This window comes from Desulfuromonas sp., from assembly GCF_002868845.1.
Taxonomy (GTDB): domain Bacteria; phylum Desulfobacterota; class Desulfuromonadia; order Desulfuromonadales; family BM501; genus BM501.
The window spans coordinates 31934-52328 of sequence record NZ_PKUB01000041.1; the positions used below are offsets into that span (position 1 = coordinate 31934).

The 20395-nt window shown below is 62.3% G+C and carries 13 protein-coding genes and 1 pseudogene; 5 read left to right on the top strand and 9 right to left on the bottom strand.

Annotation, left to right across the window (positions count from 1 at the left end; genetic code table 11):
* Nucleotides 1–3000: a DNA polymerase III subunit alpha gene (locus tag C0617_RS11945; protein ID WP_291317260.1), complete on the top strand. Its 3000-nt coding sequence runs from the start codon at nucleotides 1–3 to the stop codon at nucleotides 2998–3000.
* A 237-nt stretch (nucleotides 3001–3237) separates the two neighbouring features.
* Here C0617_RS11945 and C0617_RS11950 read toward each other — a convergent pair whose 3' ends face one another.
* The 7 genes from C0617_RS11950 to C0617_RS11980 all read right to left on the bottom strand — a co-directional run bounded on the left by C0617_RS11950 (nucleotide 3238) and on the right by C0617_RS11980 (nucleotide 10928).
* Nucleotides 3238–5022: a VCBS repeat-containing protein gene (locus C0617_RS11950; RefSeq protein ID WP_291317261.1), complete on the bottom strand. Its 1785-nt coding sequence runs from the start codon at nucleotides 5020–5022 to the stop codon at nucleotides 3238–3240.
* A 276-nt stretch (nucleotides 5023–5298) separates the two neighbouring features.
* Entirely contained in the window at nucleotides 5299–6558 is a 1260-nt protein-coding gene (locus C0617_RS11955) for a hypothetical protein (protein WP_291317262.1), read from the bottom strand.
* Nucleotides 6559–6638: 80 nt separating this feature from the next.
* Complete coding sequence (locus C0617_RS11960) at nucleotides 6639–6782, bottom strand: hypothetical protein (protein ID WP_291317263.1); 144 nt, start codon at nucleotides 6780–6782, stop codon at nucleotides 6639–6641.
* Nucleotides 6783–7266: 484 nt separating this feature from the next.
* Nucleotides 7267–7770: a peroxiredoxin family protein gene (locus tag C0617_RS11965; protein WP_291317264.1), complete on the bottom strand. Its 504-nt coding sequence runs from the start codon at nucleotides 7768–7770 to the stop codon at nucleotides 7267–7269.
* Nucleotides 7771–7988: 218 nt separating this feature from the next.
* Nucleotides 7989–8396: a methylmalonyl-CoA epimerase gene (gene mce, locus C0617_RS11970; protein ID WP_291317265.1), complete on the bottom strand. Its 408-nt coding sequence runs from the start codon at nucleotides 8394–8396 to the stop codon at nucleotides 7989–7991.
* Nucleotides 8397–8512: 116 nt separating this feature from the next.
* On the bottom strand, nucleotides 8513–10168 hold the full coding sequence (locus tag C0617_RS11975) for a methylmalonyl-CoA mutase family protein (protein WP_291317266.1): 1656 nt from the start codon (nucleotides 10166–10168) through the stop codon (nucleotides 8513–8515).
* 193 nt (nucleotides 10169–10361) lie between these two features.
* Nucleotides 10362–10928 (bottom strand): XRE family transcriptional regulator, encoded by a 567-nt coding sequence (locus C0617_RS11980; protein ID WP_291317267.1) that lies wholly within the window; start codon nucleotides 10926–10928, stop codon nucleotides 10362–10364.
* A 772-nt stretch (nucleotides 10929–11700) separates the two neighbouring features.
* Here C0617_RS11980 and C0617_RS11985 point away from each other — a divergent pair.
* Nucleotides 11701–11916, top strand: coding sequence for a hypothetical protein (locus tag C0617_RS11985; protein WP_291317268.1), 216 nt, complete (start codon nucleotides 11701–11703; stop codon nucleotides 11914–11916).
* Nucleotides 11917–12136: 220 nt separating this feature from the next.
* Here the strand turns inward: C0617_RS11985 and C0617_RS11990 are convergent, their stop codons facing one another.
* Nucleotides 12137–15013: a biotin/lipoyl-containing protein gene (locus C0617_RS11990; protein WP_291317269.1), complete on the bottom strand. Its 2877-nt coding sequence runs from the start codon at nucleotides 15011–15013 to the stop codon at nucleotides 12137–12139.
* Nucleotides 15014–15072: 59 nt separating this feature from the next.
* Nucleotides 15073–16797: pseudogene (locus C0617_RS11995) on the bottom strand (carboxyl transferase domain-containing protein).
* 550 nt (nucleotides 16798–17347) lie between these two features.
* On the opposite strand from C0617_RS11995, the gene C0617_RS12000 reads away from it, so the two are divergent.
* The 3 genes from C0617_RS12000 (at nucleotide 17348) to C0617_RS12010 (ending at nucleotide 20190) form a co-directional block, all read left to right on the top strand.
* Nucleotides 17348–18433: a hypothetical protein gene (locus tag C0617_RS12000; protein WP_291317270.1), complete on the top strand. Its 1086-nt coding sequence runs from the start codon at nucleotides 17348–17350 to the stop codon at nucleotides 18431–18433.
* Nucleotides 18434–18610: 177 nt separating this feature from the next.
* Nucleotides 18611–19357, top strand: coding sequence for a futalosine hydrolase (gene mqnB, locus C0617_RS12005; RefSeq protein ID WP_291317271.1), 747 nt, complete (start codon nucleotides 18611–18613; stop codon nucleotides 19355–19357).
* The gene (locus C0617_RS12010; protein ID WP_291317272.1) at nucleotides 19354–20190 is read left to right on the top strand and encodes a 1,4-dihydroxy-6-naphthoate synthase; all 837 of its coding nucleotides are present in this window, start codon (nucleotides 19354–19356) and stop codon (nucleotides 20188–20190) included. The genes mqnB and C0617_RS12010 overlap by 4 nt, the downstream gene beginning before the upstream one ends.
* The last annotated feature ends 205 nt before the right edge of the window (nucleotides 20191–20395 follow it).

Here is a 20395-nt window from a genome sequence, read left to right on the forward strand (position 1 = left end):
ATGTTCGCCCACCTCCACGTCCACTCCTCCTTCTCCCCCGGCTGGGGCGTGCGCACGCCGCGGGAGATGTGCCGCCGGGCCCGCGCCCTCGGCATGACCCACCTGGCCCTGACCGACCGCAACGGCCTGTACGGCATCCCCCACTTTCTGGAGGTGGCCGCCGAGGAAGGGATCCGCCCCATCATCGGCTCCGAGGTGGCGGCCGGAAAGAACCGGGCGCTCCTCCTGGCCCGGAACGAAGAGGGCTACGCCAACCTCTGCCGCCTCCTCTCCGAGCGCCACTGCCGCACCGGCTTCTCCCTGCCCGAAGCGCTGCCCCCCCTGCGCCGCGGCCTGGCCGTCCTCAGCGACGACCCCGAGGTCCTCGAATCGCTGCGCCGCGGCGGCCGCGACGACCTCTACGTCGAGCTCTCGCCGGGGCACGCCATGGGCCGCGCCCTGGCCCTCGCCCGCAGCCTGCGGCTGCCCCCCGTCGCCACCTGCCGCGCCGTTTCGATCGAGGCGGAGGACTTCGAGCTGCACCGGGTGTTGCGGGCCATCGCCACCAGCGCCAAGCTCTCCCGCCTCGCTCCCGAGAGCTGCGCCCGGGAGGGAGACCGCCTCCTCTCTCCCCGGGAGCTGGCCGATCTCTTCCCCCACTGCCCCGAGGCCCTGGAGAACGCCGCCGGGATCGCCGCAGGGTGCAAAACCGACTGGGACTTCTACGCCACCATCTTCCCCGCCTTCCGGGGGATGGAGAAGGAAGAGGCGATCGAGGAACTGGCGCTGCGGGCCCGGGCCGGGGCCCGCAGCCGCTACGGGGCCATCGACGCCGTTGTGGAAGCGCGTCTTCAGAAGGAGCTGGCCATCATCGGCGCCAAGGGCTTCGCCCACTACTTCCTGGTGGTGGAGGAGATCGCCCGACAGTCGCCGCGCACATGCGGGCGGGGCAGCGCCGCGGCCTCCCTGGTCTCCTACTGCCTCGGCATCACCCACGTCGACCCGATCCGGCACAACCTCTTCTTCGAGCGCTTCCTCAACGAGGGGCGCATCGACCCGCCGGACATCGACATCGACTTCCCCTGGGACGAGCGCGACGGCGTGCTCGATTTCGCCTTCGCCCGCTACGGAAGCCGCCGGGCGGCCATGGTGGCCAACCAGATCGGCTTCAGGGGACGGGCCGCCCTGCGCGAGACGGCCAAGGTGTTCGGCATCCCGGAGGCCGAGATCAAGATGGTGACAAAGCGCATCTCGACCTACTGGGAGGCGGAACAGTCCGTCGCGGCGACGGGCGCACATCCCCTGTTCGCCGGCGACCCGCTTCCCCCCGAGTGGCGCCGGATTCTCCGCATCGCCGGCCGCCTGAAGGGGCACCTGCGCCACCTCTCCCTGCACTGCGGCGGCCTGGTGATCGTCCCCGACGAGATCCGCCGTTTTGTCCCGGTGGAGGTCTCCGCCAAGGGGCTTCCGGTCATCCAGTGGGAGAAGGACCAGGCGGAGGCCGCCGGCCTTGTCAAGATCGACATCCTCGGCAACCGCTCCCTGGCGGTGATCCGAGACGCCCTGGAGGCGGTGAAGGAGAATACCGGCCGCGACATCGACTACGCCGCCTGGGACCCCCTCGCCGACGAGGCGACCCGGGCGCTAGTGCGGCGCGGCGAGACCATGGGCTGCTTCTACATCGAGTCCCCCGCCACCCGCCAGCTGCTGCGCAAGATGTGGGGCGGCCCGGAGGCAGGCGGCCGCGACCTCTTCGAACATCTGGTCATGGCCTCTTCCATCATCCGCCCGGCGGCCAACACCTATATCCGCGAGTTCGTCGCCCGGGTGCGGGGCAGGTCCTGGAAGCCGCTGCACCCCCTGCTCGGGGAGGTACTCGACGAGACCTACGGCATCGCGGTCTACCAGGAGCAGATCACCCGGATGGCCATGGCCATGGCCGGGTTCTCCCCCTTCGAGGGGGACCAGCTGCGCAAGATCATCAGCAAGAAGCACAAGGGGAAAAAACTGGAGGACCTGCGGCGGCGCTTCCTCGCCGGCGGCGGGGAGAAAGGGATCGCCCCGGAGGTCCTGGAGCGGGCCTGGAAGCAGATCCTTTCTTTCGGCGGCTACTCCTTCTGCAAGCCCCACTCGGCCTCCTACGCCCTGGTCAGCGTCAAGTCCGCCTGGCTCAAGGCCAACTACCCGGCCGAGTTCATGGCCGCGGTGATCTCCAACGAGGGAGGCTTCTACTCGCCCCTGGCCTATCTCTCCGAGTGCCGGCGCCTTGGGCTCAAGGTGCTGCCCCCCGACGTCAACGCCAGCGGCCGGCACTACACGGGCGCAGGGCGCGAGGTGCGGGTCGGCCTGATGCAGATCGGGGGCCTGACCCGTCAGGGCCTGGAGACGGTTTTGAATGAACGGGCCCGAGGAGGACCCTATCGCAGTTTCGGGGATTTTTTGCAGCGGGCGCCCCTCGGTCCGGCCGACGCCCGGCTCCTGGTCAAGGCGGGGTGTTTCGACGCCCTGGAGAGGCGGGAGAGCCGGCCCCGCCTGGGCTGGGAAATCCTGCGCTTTCACCGCGCCCCCCGGGGACAGAGCGAAGAACTGTTCGCCCGGCCCGCCGCGGAGCTGCCCGCCCCGCCCCCCTTCGAGGCGGCCGCGGTGCTGCGCCAGGAGATCGAGACCCTCGGCATGCTGGTCTCCTGCCATCCCCTGGTCCCCCACCGGCGCCCCCTCGCGAGGGCCGGGACCGTGCCGGCGGCCGAACTATCCCGCTGGACCGGGCGCTACGTCAGCGTCGCGGGGTGGTGGGTGACGGGGAAGGTCGTACAGACCCGCAAAGGGAGCCCCATGGAGTTCCTCTCCTTCGAAGACACCACGGCCATCTTCGACGCCACCTTCTTCCCCAGAACCTACGCGCGGTTCTGCCGCAAGCTCTCCCGGCTGCGCCCCTACCTGCTCAAGGGACGGGTGGAGGAGGAGTTCGGGGTGGCGACCCTCAACGTCGAATGGGTCGGGTTTCTCGACGAGGCCGCCTGAATCCCCATGCCGCCCGCTCCTTTCGCTTGCTCGGGACACATGGGGTTAAAAACTTGAGAACCAGCCCCAAAAACCGGCCTCACGCCCGTTCGCCTGCGCTCACTCAAGCCGCAAAGACGCAAAGAAAGGCCGATCCGCCCCTGCCTTCTCTGTGTCTCCGTACCTCCGTGGCCAACGAAAAAGCCCCGGCAAAAAGCCGGGGCTTGAGGTTTCAGGGGAAGGAGGAAGTCTCCAGATCTACTGAATCTCGTAGATCAGCACCGAGGAGCGGGGAGTCGCCTTCTTGAACAAGTCGCCGTGGGAAAAGGCCACAACCGTAACGAGCTCGTCCGCCCCGTCGTTGTCGGCGTCGGCGACCCGGAAATCGGCCAGATAACCGCCCACGCTGCCGGTCCGCCAGGTCTCCACCATGGCAAAGCCGTCCCACCTCATCGCCTTGAGGTGGCTCTGGCGGAACTCGCGGTAGGCGCTCCCCAGACGCGAACCCTCGTTGACCGGGACCAGCACCTCGCCGCCGTTCCGCTCCAGGCGCGCCTTCAGAAAGACGAAACGCGGTCCCGGCTCATAGGCTTCCTCGGTGCGCACCATGAACGATTCGGACCCGCCGAACTGGTCTTCGCTCTCCCACAGCTTGGCGCCGCCGGCATCGAGGACCTGCAGCCGGTCCCCGCCGGAAAGGTTGGCCAGCAGGGAATCACCCTTCGCCCCCTCGAAAGGAACAAAACAGTACAGGGCCAGATTCCCGGGCAGCTTCACTGCAGGGCCCCGCTTGAGCTGGCGGTCTTCCCGAACCACGCGGAAGAGGGAGCCGCTGAAATCGTCTTCCCCCGCTCCCATTCGCTGGGCAAGGAGCACCGGCCCTTCTTCGGGCAGATCCACCCGGCGGAACCACCAGGGGACCCGGGAGATGACCTCCTGCAGTCCGCCCTCGACCAATTCCACCACGAAGGAGGCCAGCTCCTCTCCCCGCCCCGCGGTGAGGTAGAGTTCCAACCTGCCGTCGCCGTCCAGGTCGGCCCCGTCCAGGGAAATGAGCTTGCGGGAGTCTTTGAGCGGCAGGGTGGACAGCGGATCGAAACCCTTCGCCGCAACCCGTCCGATCTCCAGCCGGTCCTTGAAACAGACGGCCACCTCCAGGCGGCCGTCACCGTCCAGGTCGCCGACCTCGATGCCGACGGGCTGGCCCTTGAGCTCCGCACTGGACCAGACCCCCTCCAGGCCCGCCGCCTCCTTGCGGATAATCGCCCCCCGGCCTTCTGCCGGAGCCAGCGAGGCGCTCAGCGTTGAACCCGCGAGCTGGCCCGAAGTTGCAGCCGTTGCCGAAACTGCGGGCGCGGGCACGGCCGGCGGGGCCGGGGGCTGCGCGGGAGAGAGGGGGAGCGCCGGGAAGGCGGTCCCTGCGAAGCCGCCCAAAGCCTCGGGGGGATAGGATCTCAGGGTCTGGAAGGCACCGTCCTTCACCCCCAGCCCGTATTCATCGAGCAGAAAAACCAGGACCGCCCTTTGCCCTTCGAGAGGGCCTGCGGGACGGGGCCTGGCCGCCTGGGCATCGGCATAGGGCGTCCAGTCGAGATGGGGCAGTCTCTCCCTCAACGCCTGAAAGAGGGGTTCTCCCCCTCCGGTGTCATCCCAGAAGAGGGCCGGCAGGTTTTCCCACCGCCGGATGCGATCACCGGGGCTCAGGGCCTCGCTGGCGCTCAGAATGGAGGCATAGGAGTATCCCTCCTTGACCCGCGTCACCTGGACGAACCCCTTGACCGCGTCGAGGGTGCCGAGAACTTTCCCCGTGGTCGGGTGGACAACCCTCTCCCCGGGTCCCACCACGCTGAACAGGTCGCCCACTCGGGTTCCCTGGGTGGCGTCCAGGTCGACCAGCCATTCAGTCCCCACCGTCATGACCAGAGAGCCGGGGACCGGCAGCAGGTCCTTGGCCACGTCGTCGGTCAATTCGGCCTGGCCCGGGAAAGGTCTCAGAAGAAGGGAGATCAGGACCAGAAATACGCAGAGCGAAAACCGTTGCATGAGAACAATCTCCTGTTTTCCGAAAAGGACTCAAGGGGCGGGTGACACCGCGAATCTTCCTGCCATGAGCGGGACGAGTATTGGAACTACGACTCAGAATGATGCAAAGGGAAAAGGCCCGGGCGACTTCTTTATCACCGTTTCCTTGCGCCCTTCAGTGCCACCTTCGCGGCTTTGCGTGAAAGCCCTTGTGGTGCTCGATAAAAAAAGGCCGGGCACAAGGCCCGGCCACATGATAGGACAGACGGTCGCCATTGGCAACCGACGCAATATTACTTAGAAGGGCACGTGGATCATGGCGATCGCAGCGTAGGCGTCGTCAGGATCGTTGCCAGCAGCGGTGCCTTTGTAGAAGTCGCCGAAACCGGCATAGGCAACGCGCAGGCTGAGGTCCACCTTCTCGGCGAACTTCTTGCCAACCTGGGCAGCGGCTTCGAAGCCCATGCCCTCGCCGTCCACAACGCCGACATTATCGTCGTTGGCGTCGTCGGTGACGGCGGAGAAGTAGCCGAGGCCGAACTTGGTGTACATGTCCATGGGCATGTTGAAGCTGCCGCTCAGGACCGCGCCCCAGGCGCCGAAGCCGGCGTTGACGGCGTCGGTGAAGACGTAGCGGTTCTTGCCGGCGTCGGTGACGTACTTGTCGACGAGGAAGAAGACCAGGTTCTCATTGACGAACTCGTAGGCGCCGTAGTTGCCGGTCCAACCGTTGTTGTCGGCGGAGTCGTCGTCTTCGCTGAAGTAGAAGAGACGCAGGCCGAGCTGGCCGTTGTCGAGCTTCATGTTGCCCTTGACGGTGGCGGCGTAGCCGGTGCCGTCGGAACTCGCGGTCTCGTCGTCCTGGCTCAGGAAGACGCCGAAGCCGTTGATGGCCATGTTGCCGAAGCGCACGTCGCCGTTGAGGCCGGCGTACAGGGCGGTGTTGCCGTCGAGGTCATCGGAGTTGTCAACCAGGTAGTAGACGCCGCCGCCGAGGGTGAGGGCGTCGCTGAACTTGTTGGAGACGCCGAGGCCATAGAGATCAACGTCGTCGGTCTCGCTACGGTCGTTCTCGTTCCACTTGGACCAGATGAGGCGCACATCGGCGGTACCGAGCTTGCCGGTGCCGACCGCGCCGGCCATGTCGTCGAAGAAGACAACGCCGTCGAAGTCGTCCTTGATGCCCTGAACGCCGAGGCGCAGGTTGCAGCCGCTGTCGGGGAACTTGACGTTGAGGAAGGCGTTCTTGGTTTCGAGGTTGATACTGTCGGCGCCACGCTTGCCGTCGTTGCCGCCTTTGCCGTTCTCACCCCAATCTGTGTCGACTTCGCCGTAGTAGACGAAAGAGACGCGGTCGGTGAGGCTGTAGGTCATTTTCATGCGCAGGCGCTGGTTGACGAAAGTCTGATCGGTCGGCTCTTCGACGCCGGCCACCTTCGTCTGCTGGAGATAGCCCTGCGCCCGGTAGTAGCCGTTCAGCTTGAACTCGGCAAAGGCCGGGGTGGCGATGGCCAGGGCCAGAGCCACAACGAACAAGGTCTTTAAAATTCTGCTCACTTTTGCCTCCTGAATGAATAATTTAACCCCTCGCGTATTTAAATACCTCCACAAGGGCTTGGGACAACCTGAACAATCAATTAATCATGGTCAACGGGAACTTCGAACTCGTACCCGCAAGCGGGGCACTTGACGCGGGCGGCTTCGCCTTTCTTCATACCAGCGCAAGCGGAAAGGGAGAGGGCCAGCACGGACACCAACAGGACAGAAATCAGTTTTTTCATCCTTTCACCTCCTTTCATTCGTGAATGATTGAACTTTGGGTCATTTTGACCACAAAAACACACATCCAAACAGAACCCTATTTAAGCATAATTATACTTAATACAATATCAATGCCAATATTCAGAAAACCCCAAAACAAACCCGGGCCTCGTAAGGAGCCGATTTGTCGGGACTTTTTTCGCCCCCAAAACCGTCGGCCGCCGAACCGAGGATCCGAGACCTGTAGAACCTTTGCCACAGTGTTGTTTTTACGCAACGGTTAAACATCACTTCGCCTAATAAATGCATACCAAGGATAATAGAAGACCTTTTCGGGTTGTCAATATATTTAATGTTGCAGAAAACAAAAAACGCCCGGGGCGAGCTCCCTTCAAGCGCCGGATCGGCCGATCCTAGAGAACCTCATCTGCAAGCGGCAACCCTTTCTCGCGTTTTCCAACGAACAAGCGGGTCAAAACACCACAGGGCATCCGCTTCCTTCGGTTATTCCGAGTCGCCAACGTCAGCCATCTTGTCAACCTCAAGAATCAACTGCTTGGCGCTCATGATACTGCCGTCGCGGCGAACCTTGAATTCCTGATCAATAAAAAGCACCCGCGGAATCAAGTAGACATTGTATGCTTTTCGTACAGACCCGTCATCGAGCAGAGTCACAAAATCGAGATTGACGGTGTTTTTTTCGCGATACTTCCGAACCATGGACTCGGAGTCCTGAAGGAACACCTCCAATACCGCCACGTTTTTCTCTTTGAGATAGGCCTCAGCGTCTTCAATGGCTTCCGACTGTTGCTTGCATGTCGGGCACCAGGTGGTGGCCAACTTGAGAAGAATGATCCTGCCCCGGTAATCGGAAAGGCGGACCGTCTCCCCCTCGAGCGTCGGCAGTTTGAAGTCGGGGGCCGGTTCTCCCTGTTCCATGGCGGGAGCGAGTGCGGGAAGCAAGAAGAGGAATGAAAAGACCAGGGCCAGTTGTTTCCATCTCAGCATTTGAGGACCTCCCCGAAAATGGATGAAACCTCCTGCCAGCCCAGTCTAACAACCCCCCGTCGGGAGTCAAGCACCAACCCGCACCCCCTGTTTTAAAATTTTAGGGTCCAGTATATTTTTCTTTTCTGACCTGTCAAGACAATTTTCATGTTGTGCCGCCAAGGTCCTGTTTTTTAAATCTAAAACACGGAACTTTTTTCAACAAACATTGTTTTGTTTTATCTTTTTGGGGTTTGACATAGCTCGGTCAGAACGCCCCCGGTAGCCTTGGGGTGGAGAAAGGCGATGCGGGTGCCGTGGGCGCCGCTGCGCGGAACTTCGTCGATGAGGCGAATCCCCTTGGCCTTGAACTGAGCCAGGGTCGTCTCGACATCCTCCACCTCATAGGCGACGTGGTGGATGCCCTCACCGTTCTTTTCCAGGAACCGGGCCACCGGGGAATCGGGGGCGGTCGGCTCGAGCAGCTCGATCCGGCTCTCGCCGACGGCCAGAAAGGCGACCTTCACCTTCTGCTCGGCGACCTCCTCGGCCCCCTCGAAAACCATCCCCATCACGTCCCGGTAGAAGGGAACGGACGCATCGAGGCTCTTGACGGCCATTCCGATGTGATTGATTTTTTTTGTCACGGCAATCATCTCCTTGAATGTAAAAGGCCACAGAGCCACAGAAAACACGGAGAGAGACCTCTAAAGGACTCTTCTCTTTGTCTCCGCGTCTCTGTGGCCAATTGTTTCTACAGCCCCTAAAGGACAACCGTCTCCTGGTGCTCCCCGAAGACGTCGCGCATCACGTCGCAGATTTCCCCGAGGGAGGCGTAGGCCTTGACGGCGTCGAGGATATAGGGCATCAGGTTGTCAGTCCCCTGTGAGGCCTGTTTCAGGGCCGCCAGCTTCTCCTGCACCGCGGCCTGGTCACGGCTCCCCTTGACCTCGGCGATGGCCTTCTTCTGGGCGATCTCCACCTCGGGCTTGATCTTGAGCAGGTCCTTCGGCGGCTCTTCCTCGACGGTGAACTTGTTCACCCCGACGATCACCTGATCCTCGCTCTCGATCGCCTTCTGGTAGGCGAAGGCGCTGTCCTGGATCTCCTTCTGCTGGAACCCGCGGCTGATCGCCTCGGTGGCTCCGCCGAGATCGTCGATCTTCTGAATGTACTCCAGTGCCTTCGCCTCGATCTGGTCGGTGAGGCTCTCCACCATGTAGGAGCCGGCCAGGGGATCGATGGAATCGGCCGCCCCGGACTCGTGGGCAATGACCTGCTGGGTGCGCAGAGCGATGCGCACCGAGTCCTCCGTCGGCAGGGCGAGGGCCTCGTCGCGGCTGTTTGTATGCAGCGACTGGGTGCCGCCGAGGACCGCGGCCAGCGCCTGGATGGTTACGCGCATGATGTTGTTGTCGGGCTGCTGGGCGGTGAGGGTGCAACCGGCAGTCTGGGTGTGGAAGCGCAGCATCTGGCTCTTGGGGTTCTTGGCCCCGAAGCGCTCCTTCATCACCTTCGCCCAGATACGGCGGGCGGCGCGGAACTTGGCGACCTCCTCGAACAGGTTGTTGTGGGCGTTGAAGAAGAAGGCCAGGCGCGGGGCGAACTCGTCGACATCGAGGCCGGCCTTGATCGCCGCCTCGACGTAGGCGATGCCGTCGGCGAGGGTAAAGGCGACTTCCTGGACCGCGGAGGAGCCGGCCTCGCGGATGTGGTAGCCGCTGATGGAGATGGTGTTCCACTTGGGGACGTGATCCTTGCAATAGGCGAAGATGTCGGTAATGATCCGCATCGACTCCTGCGGCGGGTAGATGTAGGTGCCCCGGGCCATGTACTCCTTGAGGATGTCGTTCTGGATGGTGCCCATGACCTTGTCGGAGCTGACCCCCTGCTTCTCGGCGACAGCGATGTACATGGCGAGCAGCACCGCGGCCGAGGCGTTGATGGTCATGGAGGTGGAAACCTTGTCGAGGGGGATCTGGTCGAAGAGAATTTCCATGTCCGCCAGGGTGTCGATGGCGACCCCGACCTTGCCGACCTCGCCGTCGGCCATGGGGCCGTCCGAGTCGTAGCCCATCTGCGTCGGCAGGTCGAAGGCGACCGAGAGCCCGGTCTGACCGGCGCCGAGAAGGTAACGGTAGCGCTCGTTCGACTCCTTGGCGGTGCCGAAGCCGGCGTACTGGCGCATGGTCCAGAAACGGCCGCGATACATGGTCGGCTGCACGCCGCGGGTATAGGGATACTCGCCGGGAAGGCCGAGGGTCTCCATATACGCGGGGGCGTCGCCCTCGGGGGTAAAGACCCGCTCCAGTTCAAGGTCGGAGGTCGTTTCGAACTTGGCCTTGCGTTCGGGGTTGCGGTCGGTGACCTTCTTGACCGTGGTCGATTCCCAGCGTCCTTTTTGGTCGCGAATGCTCATGTCATAGCTCCTTTCAGTCACAAAACCAGAAGCCGTCCCTACGGCTCCGACTCCCCGGTTTTCGGCTTCTGCAAAAAGAAAAAGGACCGACCAGGGTCGGCCGATCCTCCGGTCTTGTCTCTATAAGGGGGGCGATTGTTCCTCTGCCCTCCGATGCCCGATCAAGAAGGGCGGGGTCGCTCTTCGCCGGCAGTCAGCGAGTTACAACGGCAACCACCTGAACCTCCTGGCCATCGTAAGAGAGAAGGCGGTGCTTGAGCTCTGAATCGAAGTAGATCGCATCCCCCGCCTCGAGGATAATGCGCTGGTCTTCGAGAATGACCTCCGCCTTGCCCTTGAGAATGAGCAGGAACTCCTCCCCTTCGTGATTGTAGAGGGTCTCCTCCTCGGCCCGCTCGGAGACGGAAACCAGAAACGGCTCCATCTTCTTATTGCGCTTGCGGAAGGAGAGGGCCTCGTAGGTGTACCCGTGGCCGGTTCCTGCCTTGGAGATCACTCGACTTGCGACCCGCCGCTCCCCGCTGCGCACAACCTCGAACTTGCGTTCCTCCTCCTCCTCCTCGAAAAACAGGCCCATCTTCACGTCGAAGAACTTGGCGAGCTTGGAGAGGGTCGCGATGGGGGGCGAGACGTTGTTGTTCTCGATTTGCGAAATCAGGGCGGGAGAGAAACCCGTCTCCCGAGCCACGTCCTGCAGGGTAAGCTTGCGCGCTTTGCGAAGTTTCTTGATCTTGGAGCCGATATTGAATTCCAGAGCCATATTCGATCCCGTAAAAAGAAATAAAAAATGGTTTTATAGGAGCGCAGATATAACCGAAAACGCAGGAATTGTCAACAGGATTGTTTATTGAGGGTAAAACCTATTTACTGTCATTAAAGCCACCCGCCCCCGCTGAGGCCCAGGTTTCAAATTCCCCAAAAACTCCCAAACTTATGTTTTAATTTTCGACTCGGGGCGCGTCCCGACCGAATCGAGACGAGCTCCAGGAATCATTCCCCCGCTTCCATCAACACCGGGAGCGCTCCCTCCCTGCGGAGGCAAAAAAAGACGGGACACCAAAACTGTGCTTTTGGGACCCCAATGCGCCCCTCCCCCCCAAGGAAACAGCTCTCACCCATGACCTGGGCAACCACGGGTCGGAAAACCGCCCGTTTCACCCGTTCAATCTAAACGGAGTTGAGGAATACGCGGTTTAGGATTGGCCTGACCACTTCTCCAGTCGTTTTTTTTTGGAACCCCGGCTGTCCACCCGACCCCATTCAGGGGGGAATTTTCAAAATCCTGGTCTATTTCAGAATTTCTATATCAATTCAAAGACTTGGGCCCCGAAGGTGGGGGCGTTATGGGGGGGGACAAATTTGGCTTTTTCAAACCACCGGTATGTCCAGCAAAACAAGAAAGTCTCGTAACATGCTGTTTTGGCGAAGCTTTTGGCGTTTTTTCCCTTGCACAATGTTTCTATGAGCGTATAATTTTCTACAACGTTACCCTTCTGGCCATTTTTACCATAACAAGCGAAAGGAGCCTCGGCATGAAATGCCCCGTCTGCAAAAACACCGACCAGCACATCGAGATCGACGTCCACGCGAACGGCTTCGATGAAGAGATCATCGAGTGCGATATCTGCGGAACGACCTGGTCGGTCAACCACGGCGTTTCGGAGGTCGTCAAGGATTCCCAGGAAAAATCGTTCCTCGAAGCAACCTCTGAATGCGTTGAAGGGGACGATTACTGCTGGGTCGCCTGATCCCCCCACTGGACAACCCCTCTAGTCCGGAGTGGGCCTCTATCGCCTGAATCCGGGCGGGACCCCCTTTTCCCGGCCTAGCGCCCACGGGAAGGGACCGTTTCCCGCTTTCAGCAAATCGACTCCAAACCCGCCCCCGAAACAACAAGCCCCGCCTGGATCAGGCGGGGCTTGAATGTCTCTCCAGGTGATTCTTTGGGACCGTTAGCGCTATCGCGCTCTAGAGCACAGCCTCCAGGTATTCAGCGGTCCGACCACGCTTTTCCTTTTCGATCGCCTTCGGATCGACATCGACGAACTTCTCGTCAGGGGTCACCTTGAAGAGCGGCTGCCCCTTCTGGACGATGACCCCGTCGCCCCCCTCGATGAGGATCTTGTCGATGGTCCCCGAGAAGGGTGCCGGGACCTTGTTGAACATCTTCATGACCTCGAGGATAAAGAGCGGCTGGCCCTTCTCGAAATGATCGCCTTCCTTGGCGAAGGGCGGCATTCCCGGGGCCTCCTGGGCGTAGTACATGCCGCCGCCCGGCGTGACGATTTCGTCGGCCTTGGTCGCCGGCGGGGGAACCAGCACCTTCTTCATCGCCGCCTGGAGGTCTGGATCGTTCAGATATTCGGGAATCGTCACCTCGAGATCATCTTCGACCTTAAAATCGTAGAAGTTGGTCTTCTGGGCAACCATGAAGAGCATGCCGAGAAGTTCGTTGCCGATCTCGTAGCCCTGGTGGGCGGACTGGACCTGGGCCCAGGTCTGCGCATCGTAACCGCCCTGGGGTTTTTCCCTGTTCAGCAGTTCGTTAAGTTTGAGGAACTCGCCCTTTTCCAGACCGAAGGTCTTGCGAAGCTCGGCGTAGAAGGCGAGGGCGCTTTCGAGCAGATCGCGGTCATGCGTCCAGATCACCTCGGCGGCCGGGGCCTCGGGACGCCAGGTCATGTGCAGGTACTCGTAGGTCTCTTCCAGGATAACCAGGGGATTTCGCAGCCAGAGGACCTTGCCCTTCTCGAGCTTGAAGTTCTGCCTGTTGAGGCTCAACCAGCCGGAAAGGAGATGCGGGTCTGCCAACAGCTTCTCCATCGGCCGGGTCAGCAGGGTGCCCTTGCGGTCGAGGGTCTCCGAAACCGATTTTGCCGCTTCGGGCTCTCCGCCGTAGAGCTTGCCGTAGTGCTTCTTCATGGCCAGGAACGCATAGACAACGTCGAGCTTGGCGGCCTCTTCCTTCAGCTTGCCGACGAGAGTCAGGTAGGGAACGACGAAGCGGGTTGTCGGCTTGGCCATCACGTTGTTGCCGATGAACCAGTTGACCAGGCCGTAGTGGAACTCGAGGTTGGTCGCCAGGTCGGTACCGCGCAGTGTCGTGCTGCGCAGGACCTTCGACAGATGGTTGTAGCTTTCGAGGCGGTCTTTCTCCTTGGTCAGGAGCAGGGCGATGTTGGAATCGTAGGCTCCGGCAACCGTGTAGCGCATGAACTGGCCGGTGTCGGGGTTGACCATGCAAATCCCCTGGTCATCGCGGATCTCCCCTTCGATCGGGGTCGACCAGTAGCGGATGACGCCGCCGGCGCTCGGCGACAGGGAGCAGTCGGTAGCGTTGAGCCGGGCCTCGGCGCCGGCGCCGAAACGGGGCAGGCGCTCCGGACGGGGAAGGCGCTCCTTGTGCTCAGCGAGCAGAGCCATCGCCTCGACCAGCGACTCGACAATGAAGAAATCGTTCTTGTCCTTGGGGTTGGTGAATTTGAGGCTGTAGACCAGCTCGGTCACCCGGTGCTCGACCTGAATGCGGGTGTTGACCTCCATGAAGTAGTGGCGGCTGCCGTCGACGATGCACTCGAAGGTCGAGGCCGAATCGAGGCCGACGGCCTTGCCGAAGCGCTCCGACTCCTCCTCCATCCGCTTGAGGACTTTCAGGTCCGACTCCAGGGCCTTGACCTGAGCCTTGAGGCCGGCCTTCTTGGCCTTTTCGATTTCAAGCGCCAAAGCCTCCTGGGTCACGGAGATCTCGAGCAGCTTCTGTTCGTGCATCTGCAGGGAGCAGTCGCGGCCGCCGAGGGCGATCGCCCACTCGCCGTTGCCGAGAAGCTGAATCTCATTGTGCCGGGTCTGCTCGATGTTGAGCTCGACGAGAACGTTCTTGTTGTCGCCGACGCCGTTCGCCTTGACCTCGAGCAGGACCTCGCGAACCAGCTCCGGCGCGTCGGCGGCGGCTTTCTTGACGTCGGCGTCGGTCGGGTTTTTCTTGGTCAGCAGGGACGCGCCGAGGATCCGCTGCCCCTTGCCGCCCCCGCCGCCGATGGCCTTGAGGCGGATCCGGGCGCCGGGATAGTCCTTGAACATCGCCGCACATTCGGCCTCGACCTGGGCGCCGAGCTCTTCCATGGAGAAGAGGTCGATCCCCTTGTCGTAGGAGGCGAAAAGGATCTTGTCGGCCAACTCTTCGAGAGAGAGCGTCTCGTCCTTGAGCACCTTGGCGTCAACCTTGAGCCCCTCGGCCTTGACCAGCGCCAGCAGCGCCTCGCGGCTCGGATGCTTCTTTACCAGGGTGCGGGCGGTGACGTTGTCGATGCCGGGGGTGACCGAGACGTCGACGGAGAGGGCGGTGCGCTTCGCCTCGTCCTTCTTGCCTGCGCCGCGCTGGGTCGCGGCGCAGGGGCCGATGAACTTGAGCCCGGCGTCCTCGATGGCGGCGACGAACTCATCGTCTTCGGCCATGAAACCGTAGCCGGCGAAAATCGCGTCGTAGCCGTTGTCCTTCGCAATCGAGATAATCTGCCCGATGCGCTCGATGCGCTCCTCCTTGCTGGCCCCGGTGTAGTCGGGAACCCGGTGGACGCGGCTGTTGTCGGTCAGCTTGCGCAGCTCGGGCGAAAGGGCGTTGGGATAGACGATCGAGTCCTTCTCGGAGAGGAGAATGCCGTAGTGGGCAATCCCCATCTCGTCGTAGACGTCCATCGCCTCCTTGCGGATCGGGCCGCGGCAGACGATCAGGGGCTTGAGTTCCTCGCAGGAGAAAGAGCGGACCCACTCGGAGGAGGAGAGGCTCAAGCGGCGATCGCGGTGAATCAGCGGATTATTCTGATAGTAGTCAGTCGTCTGTGCCATCGGTTTTATCTCCAAATCGAAACCTACGTTCGCTTTCATTCAATAGCCCCCTCGCCAGCCTAGTGGAACTCGCGCTGGACGCCCTGCCACGCCGAAGGCTTGTAATGGCGGAGGAGGAAGTTCATGTTCTTGCCGAGCTCCTGGCGCAGGTCGGTCGGCATCACGATCGAGGAGATGGAGCCGAGGGCCAGACCCTCCTTCGGGTTCATCAGTTCCTTCTCGTAGCGCAGGTTGAGCTCCGCCTCCTGGGCCTTGAGCCAATCGGCGGCCTCTTTCTCGGCGTCTTTCTTGGCCTCGGTCCCGTCCATGCCGGCGGCGATGCGCTCGGCCGCCCCTTTTTTGATCATCTCGGAGAGGGAACCGCGCAGCTTGCGCAGCTCGCCCTTGTAGACGAACTCCTTGCCCGCCGGCCCCATGACCGCCAGGCGGGTCGTCGGCAGGGCGAGTACCAGGTCGGCGCCGGTCGGGTAGTTGTTGTAGGAGGCGTAGGCGCCGCCGAAGGCGTTGCGCAGGATCAGCAGGATGCGCGGGGTGCGAACGTCGACGATCGAGTCGAGCATCGAGCGGCCGGCCTGAACGATGCCGCGGGCCTCCTGCTCGCGCCCGGGGAGGAAGCCGGTGGTATCCTCCATGAAGATCAGCGGGATATTGTAGATATTGCAGAAACGCACGAACCGAGCGATCTTCACCGCCGAGTCGCAATCGATCTGGCCTGAGGCGACCGCCTAGTTGTTGGCGACGAAACCGACCACGTTGCCTCCGAGGCGGCCGAAGGCGGTGATCGCTTCGCGGGCGCGGCCCGGCTGCATCTCGAAGTAATCCCCGTGATCGCAGATCTGCTGGATGACGATGGAAACGTCGAAAGGCGTGTTGAAGCCCGTCGGCGAGTTGAAGGCCTTTTTGAGCAGGGTGTTGATCTCCCAGGTCTTGCGCTCGAGAGGATCGCTCGTCTCCTGGAAGGGCGCCATGGAGAAATTGTTGTCGGGAAGGTAGCTCAGCAGGCGCACCGCGGTGCGCAGGGCCGCCGTCTCGTCGGCTACGGTCAGGTCGGCCACGCCGGAGCTGCCGTGAACCTTCGGGCCGCCCAGCTCCTCGGGAGTGATGTCCTCGCCGAGGACCGACTTGACGACGCCGGGGCCGGTGAGGCCGAAAAAGGTATCCTCGGGCTGGATGACGAAGCTGCCCTGGCGAGGCAGGTAGGAGCCGCCGCCGGCGTTGAAGCCGAACATGCACATGATAGAGGGGACCACGCCGCTGATCTTGCGCAGGGCGGTGAAGGCCTCGGCGTAGCCGTCAAGGCCGCCGACCCCGGCCGGCACGAAGGCCCCGGCCGAGTCGTTCATGCCGAGAACCGGGATCCCCTTCTCGCCGGCCATGTTGAAGAGCTTGGCCAGCTTGCTGCCGTTGGTGGCGTCGATGGAGCCGGCGCGGACGGTGAAATCGTGCCCGTAGAGGGCGACGTCGCGGCCGCCGATATTGAGAATGCCGGTGACCAGGGAAGCGCCGTCGAGATTCTTGCCCCAGTTCTGGAACAGAATGTTCGGGTCTTCGTCGGTGAGAACCTTGATCCGCTCCCAGACGGTCATGCGCTTCTTGAAGTGCTGCTTCTCGATCTGTCCGACGGCGACCGACTTGACCGGACGCTGGATCAGCTCGTAGCCTTCTTTCATGACCTCTTCATAGCCGCCGGTCGCACCGGCGATTTCCCCCGGGATGTTGAATTCGACTTCCTCCCGTGGCGCCAAAGGATTCTTCAAGGAAGGTTTGATCAATTTTTTGGACATTTCGGTCATCCCTTTTGAATAAATAAATGAACGGATCTCCGGAAAACGACTCTCTGTGCTGCGAACCAGCCTATCGACAACTCGGACTGCCTGAAACCGCCAAAAACGATACGGTTCCGTGAAAAACGCCAAACGCCGCCGAACCCCTCCCGGGGCTGCCGGACAGAAGGCTCGCGCGCAGGATGCTATTTCCCACCAAAAATAAAAAGAAGTTCTATTCGGGGAGGATATAACGGAAATGGTCGAAATTGTCAATAAAATTATTTACCTTAGATAAAAACATTTATTCAGATTAAAGAGCCGCTTTAACTACTTAGCCGCCTCCCCTTCCCCGCCTTCGGCCCCCTTCCATCGCACCCGGATTTTCAAACTTTCGTTTTGTTTTTCAATCCCCCCCTCCACCAAGCCCCCGCCAGGACGGCTCAGAACGACCGGAGGCATATTGACTTTTTTCTCCGGATCCACTACTTTAATTCTGGTCCATGGCGCTTCTGCGGGAGATTCCAGCCCCTTTCCACACGACATCAATTCCAACGAGGTACATACATCCTTGCAAGTTGAACCTTTCGATTGGCCTCTAGGCATCCGCCTTTGGCCCAACGAGCGGCGCCGGGTCCGGCGCCTGCGGGAGGGTTACGACTACTCCCCGATTGAAAATTCGAGCGACTCCTTTCGCTTCACCGCTGTCTCCGGCGCCGCCAAGGTCCCCGGGGTCTTCCGCTCCTTTGCCGACTGCCTTCCGGAGGAGTCCTTCCTGATCCTGGAGTTCTACCAGGAGGAACACGAAGCGGCCCCTGACGAGCAACCCCTTCCGGCGGTCTACTACTCCCCCTACCTCCCCACCAACGAGATCCTGGAGACCCTCGAACCCTACCTGCCCCGCCTCATCCACGACGGCTTCGTCGGATTCGGGCTGGCTAACAACCGGGCGGGCATGGAACTGTTCTACTCGGAAGAGAAGGTCCTCACCTTCTTTACCGGCAACCACCTCCGGGTCACGGACATGCTGGCCCGCCACGGCCTTCATCACCGCTCGGACCTGCTCTATCCCACCGACCTTGGACACGATCACCTCTCGCTGCTGTGCCATCCCCAGGGCACCCTCCCCCAGCCCTTCAGCGCCCTCAGCGAAACGGAACTCGACTATGTCCATTTCTGCGGGGAGGTCACCCAACTTCTCGACATGTACCCCGTGGAGGAGAGTCTTTCCTTCTTCCTCTCCAAAAAGGAGCAGGACCTGATTGAGGCGCGCCTCCAGGAAAACCCCGACCTCGCCGAGTTCGCCGAGGAGGATTTCGGCACCCTGCTTCTGGACTGGGACGATTTCGTCAGCGAATGCTCCACCGCCTTCGAAGGGGACCTCTGGGACTATCGCCAGGGGCTTAAACTGCGGGACATGATCGAGTACGTCCTGGAGGGGATCCCCGCGACCCTCTCCGGCAAGGTGCGCGAAATCATCGCCAGTTCAGACGAGAAGTTCCAGCAGAACCTGACCGACCGGCGCAAGCGTCTCGACCCTCCGGGGCCCGGGCCGGCTCAGGATGACCGTTTCTGGTACCGGGGCATGGTCCGCAACCAGGGCGCCTACCTGCGCCGCGACCTGATCCGCCAGGGCTGGTTCAAGCCTGCAACCTGAGCCGGGAGGGGCTCTGACCGGGCAACTGCACACCTTTTCCCGCCCCGGACCGACGGAACCAGGCTGTACGTCCCAGGGTCAAGACAGCCGGGCAAAAGGGAAGGACTGCTTTCGTTCGCGTGGACTCCTGCAGCCTTTTGCCTTTCACCTAGAACCTGTTACCTTTCTCCTGAAGCCATGATCGCCCTTATCGCCGCCATCCCCATGGAAACCGAACTGCTGCGCAAAGCAATGGCGCCCTGCGAAGTGCGCCGCAGCGGCGGCTGGGACCTCTTTCTGGGCCCCCTGCACGGGCAGCTCGTTCAGCTGCTCCACAGCGGGGTGGGCAAGGCCAACGCCGCGGCCGCCACCGCCACCTTGCTCACATCCTGTCAACCCGCCGCGGTCATCAGCCTGGGCTGCGGGGGAGCGTACCCGGGAAGCGGTCTCGCGGTCGGCGACCTGGCCCTGGCCACAGAGGAAATCTACGGCGACGAAGGGGTTCTCGCCCCCGGCGTGTTCCAGGATATGGACCAAATCGGACTGCCTCTCGTCAAGCGGGACGGTCGCCCACTGTTCAACCGCTTCCCCGCCGACCCCTCCCGGCTGGAATCGGCCCGCCCCGCCCTTGAACGCACCGCCGCGATCACCGGCCGAACCCTGGCGACGGGAGGCTTCGTCACCGTCTCCACCTGCTCGGGCACCGAAGCGGCCGGGACGACAATGGCCCGCCGCACCGGCGGCATCTGCGAGAACATGGAAGGCGCGGCGGTGGCCCAGATCTGCGCCGTTTACGGAATCCCCTTCCTTGAAATCCGCGGCATCTCCAACCTTGTGGAAGACCGGGACCTGTCCCGCTGGGACCTGAAGGGCGGCGCCGACATCGCCCAGCGAGCGACCAAGGACCTGCTCGCCAGCTGGCAGCCGGGGAGTCCCTTCGCATGACCCGGACCCTGACCCTCGGCTACTCCCCCTGCCCCAACGACACCTTTATCTTCTACGCCCTGATCCACGGCCGGATTCCCCTGCCGGGCCTCGCCGTCCGAGAGCGCCTCGAAGACGTGGAGACCCTCAACCAGCTCGCCCTGTCCGGGGCCCTGGACCTGACCAAGGTCTCCTACCACGCCCTGGGCCACCTTCGCTCCGAATACGCCCTGCTACGCAGCGGCGGCGCCCTGGGACGGGGCTGCGGACCCCTCGTCATCAGCCGGGGAAAGACCACCATGGAGGCCCTCAGGGGCAGGCGCATCGCCATCCCGGGGCGACTCACCACCGCCAACCTCCTCCTCCAGCTTTACGGCGAGGGCTACGAAGACGTCCTGGTCCTCCCCTTCCACGAGATCATGGACGCCGTCGCCGCCGGCGAGGCCGAGGCCGGGGTCATCATCCACGAGTCGCGCTTCACCTTCCTCGACCAGGGCTTCGTCGAGCTCTGCGACCTCGGCCGCTGGTGGGAAGAGGAGACCGGCCACCCCATCCCCCTCGGCGGCATCCTCGCCCGCCGCTCCCTCGGGGCGGAGATGATCGGCCTGATCGACCGGGCCATCCGAAGCAGCCTCAAGTACGCCCGCGCTCACCCCGAAGAGACGAGGGCCTACATCGGGCACCACGCCCAGGAACTGGACAACAAGGTGGTCGCCAGCCACATCGACCTCTACGTCAGCGACTTCTCCCTCAACCTCGGGGAGGAGGGGGTGGGGGCGGTGGAGGATCTGCTGCGGCGCGCCGAGGAGCGCGGCCTCATCCCTTCCTGCGAACGGCCCCTCTTTTTGTCCTGAGCTCTTCCTTTGCCACCATTTCGGAATCTCCGAGGATTCGTCCATCTTTGGCCTGTCGATGGCGGGGACTCGCCCCCGCAGGCGACCAGGGGATTGCCCGCCCAACCCCCTGGACCCAAGGACGCCCCCGACACCTTGCCCCCCATCGGTGACGGGGGTCCCCTCCGCTGCGCAGAGGGAAATCTCCACCTCGCGAAACCCCCTA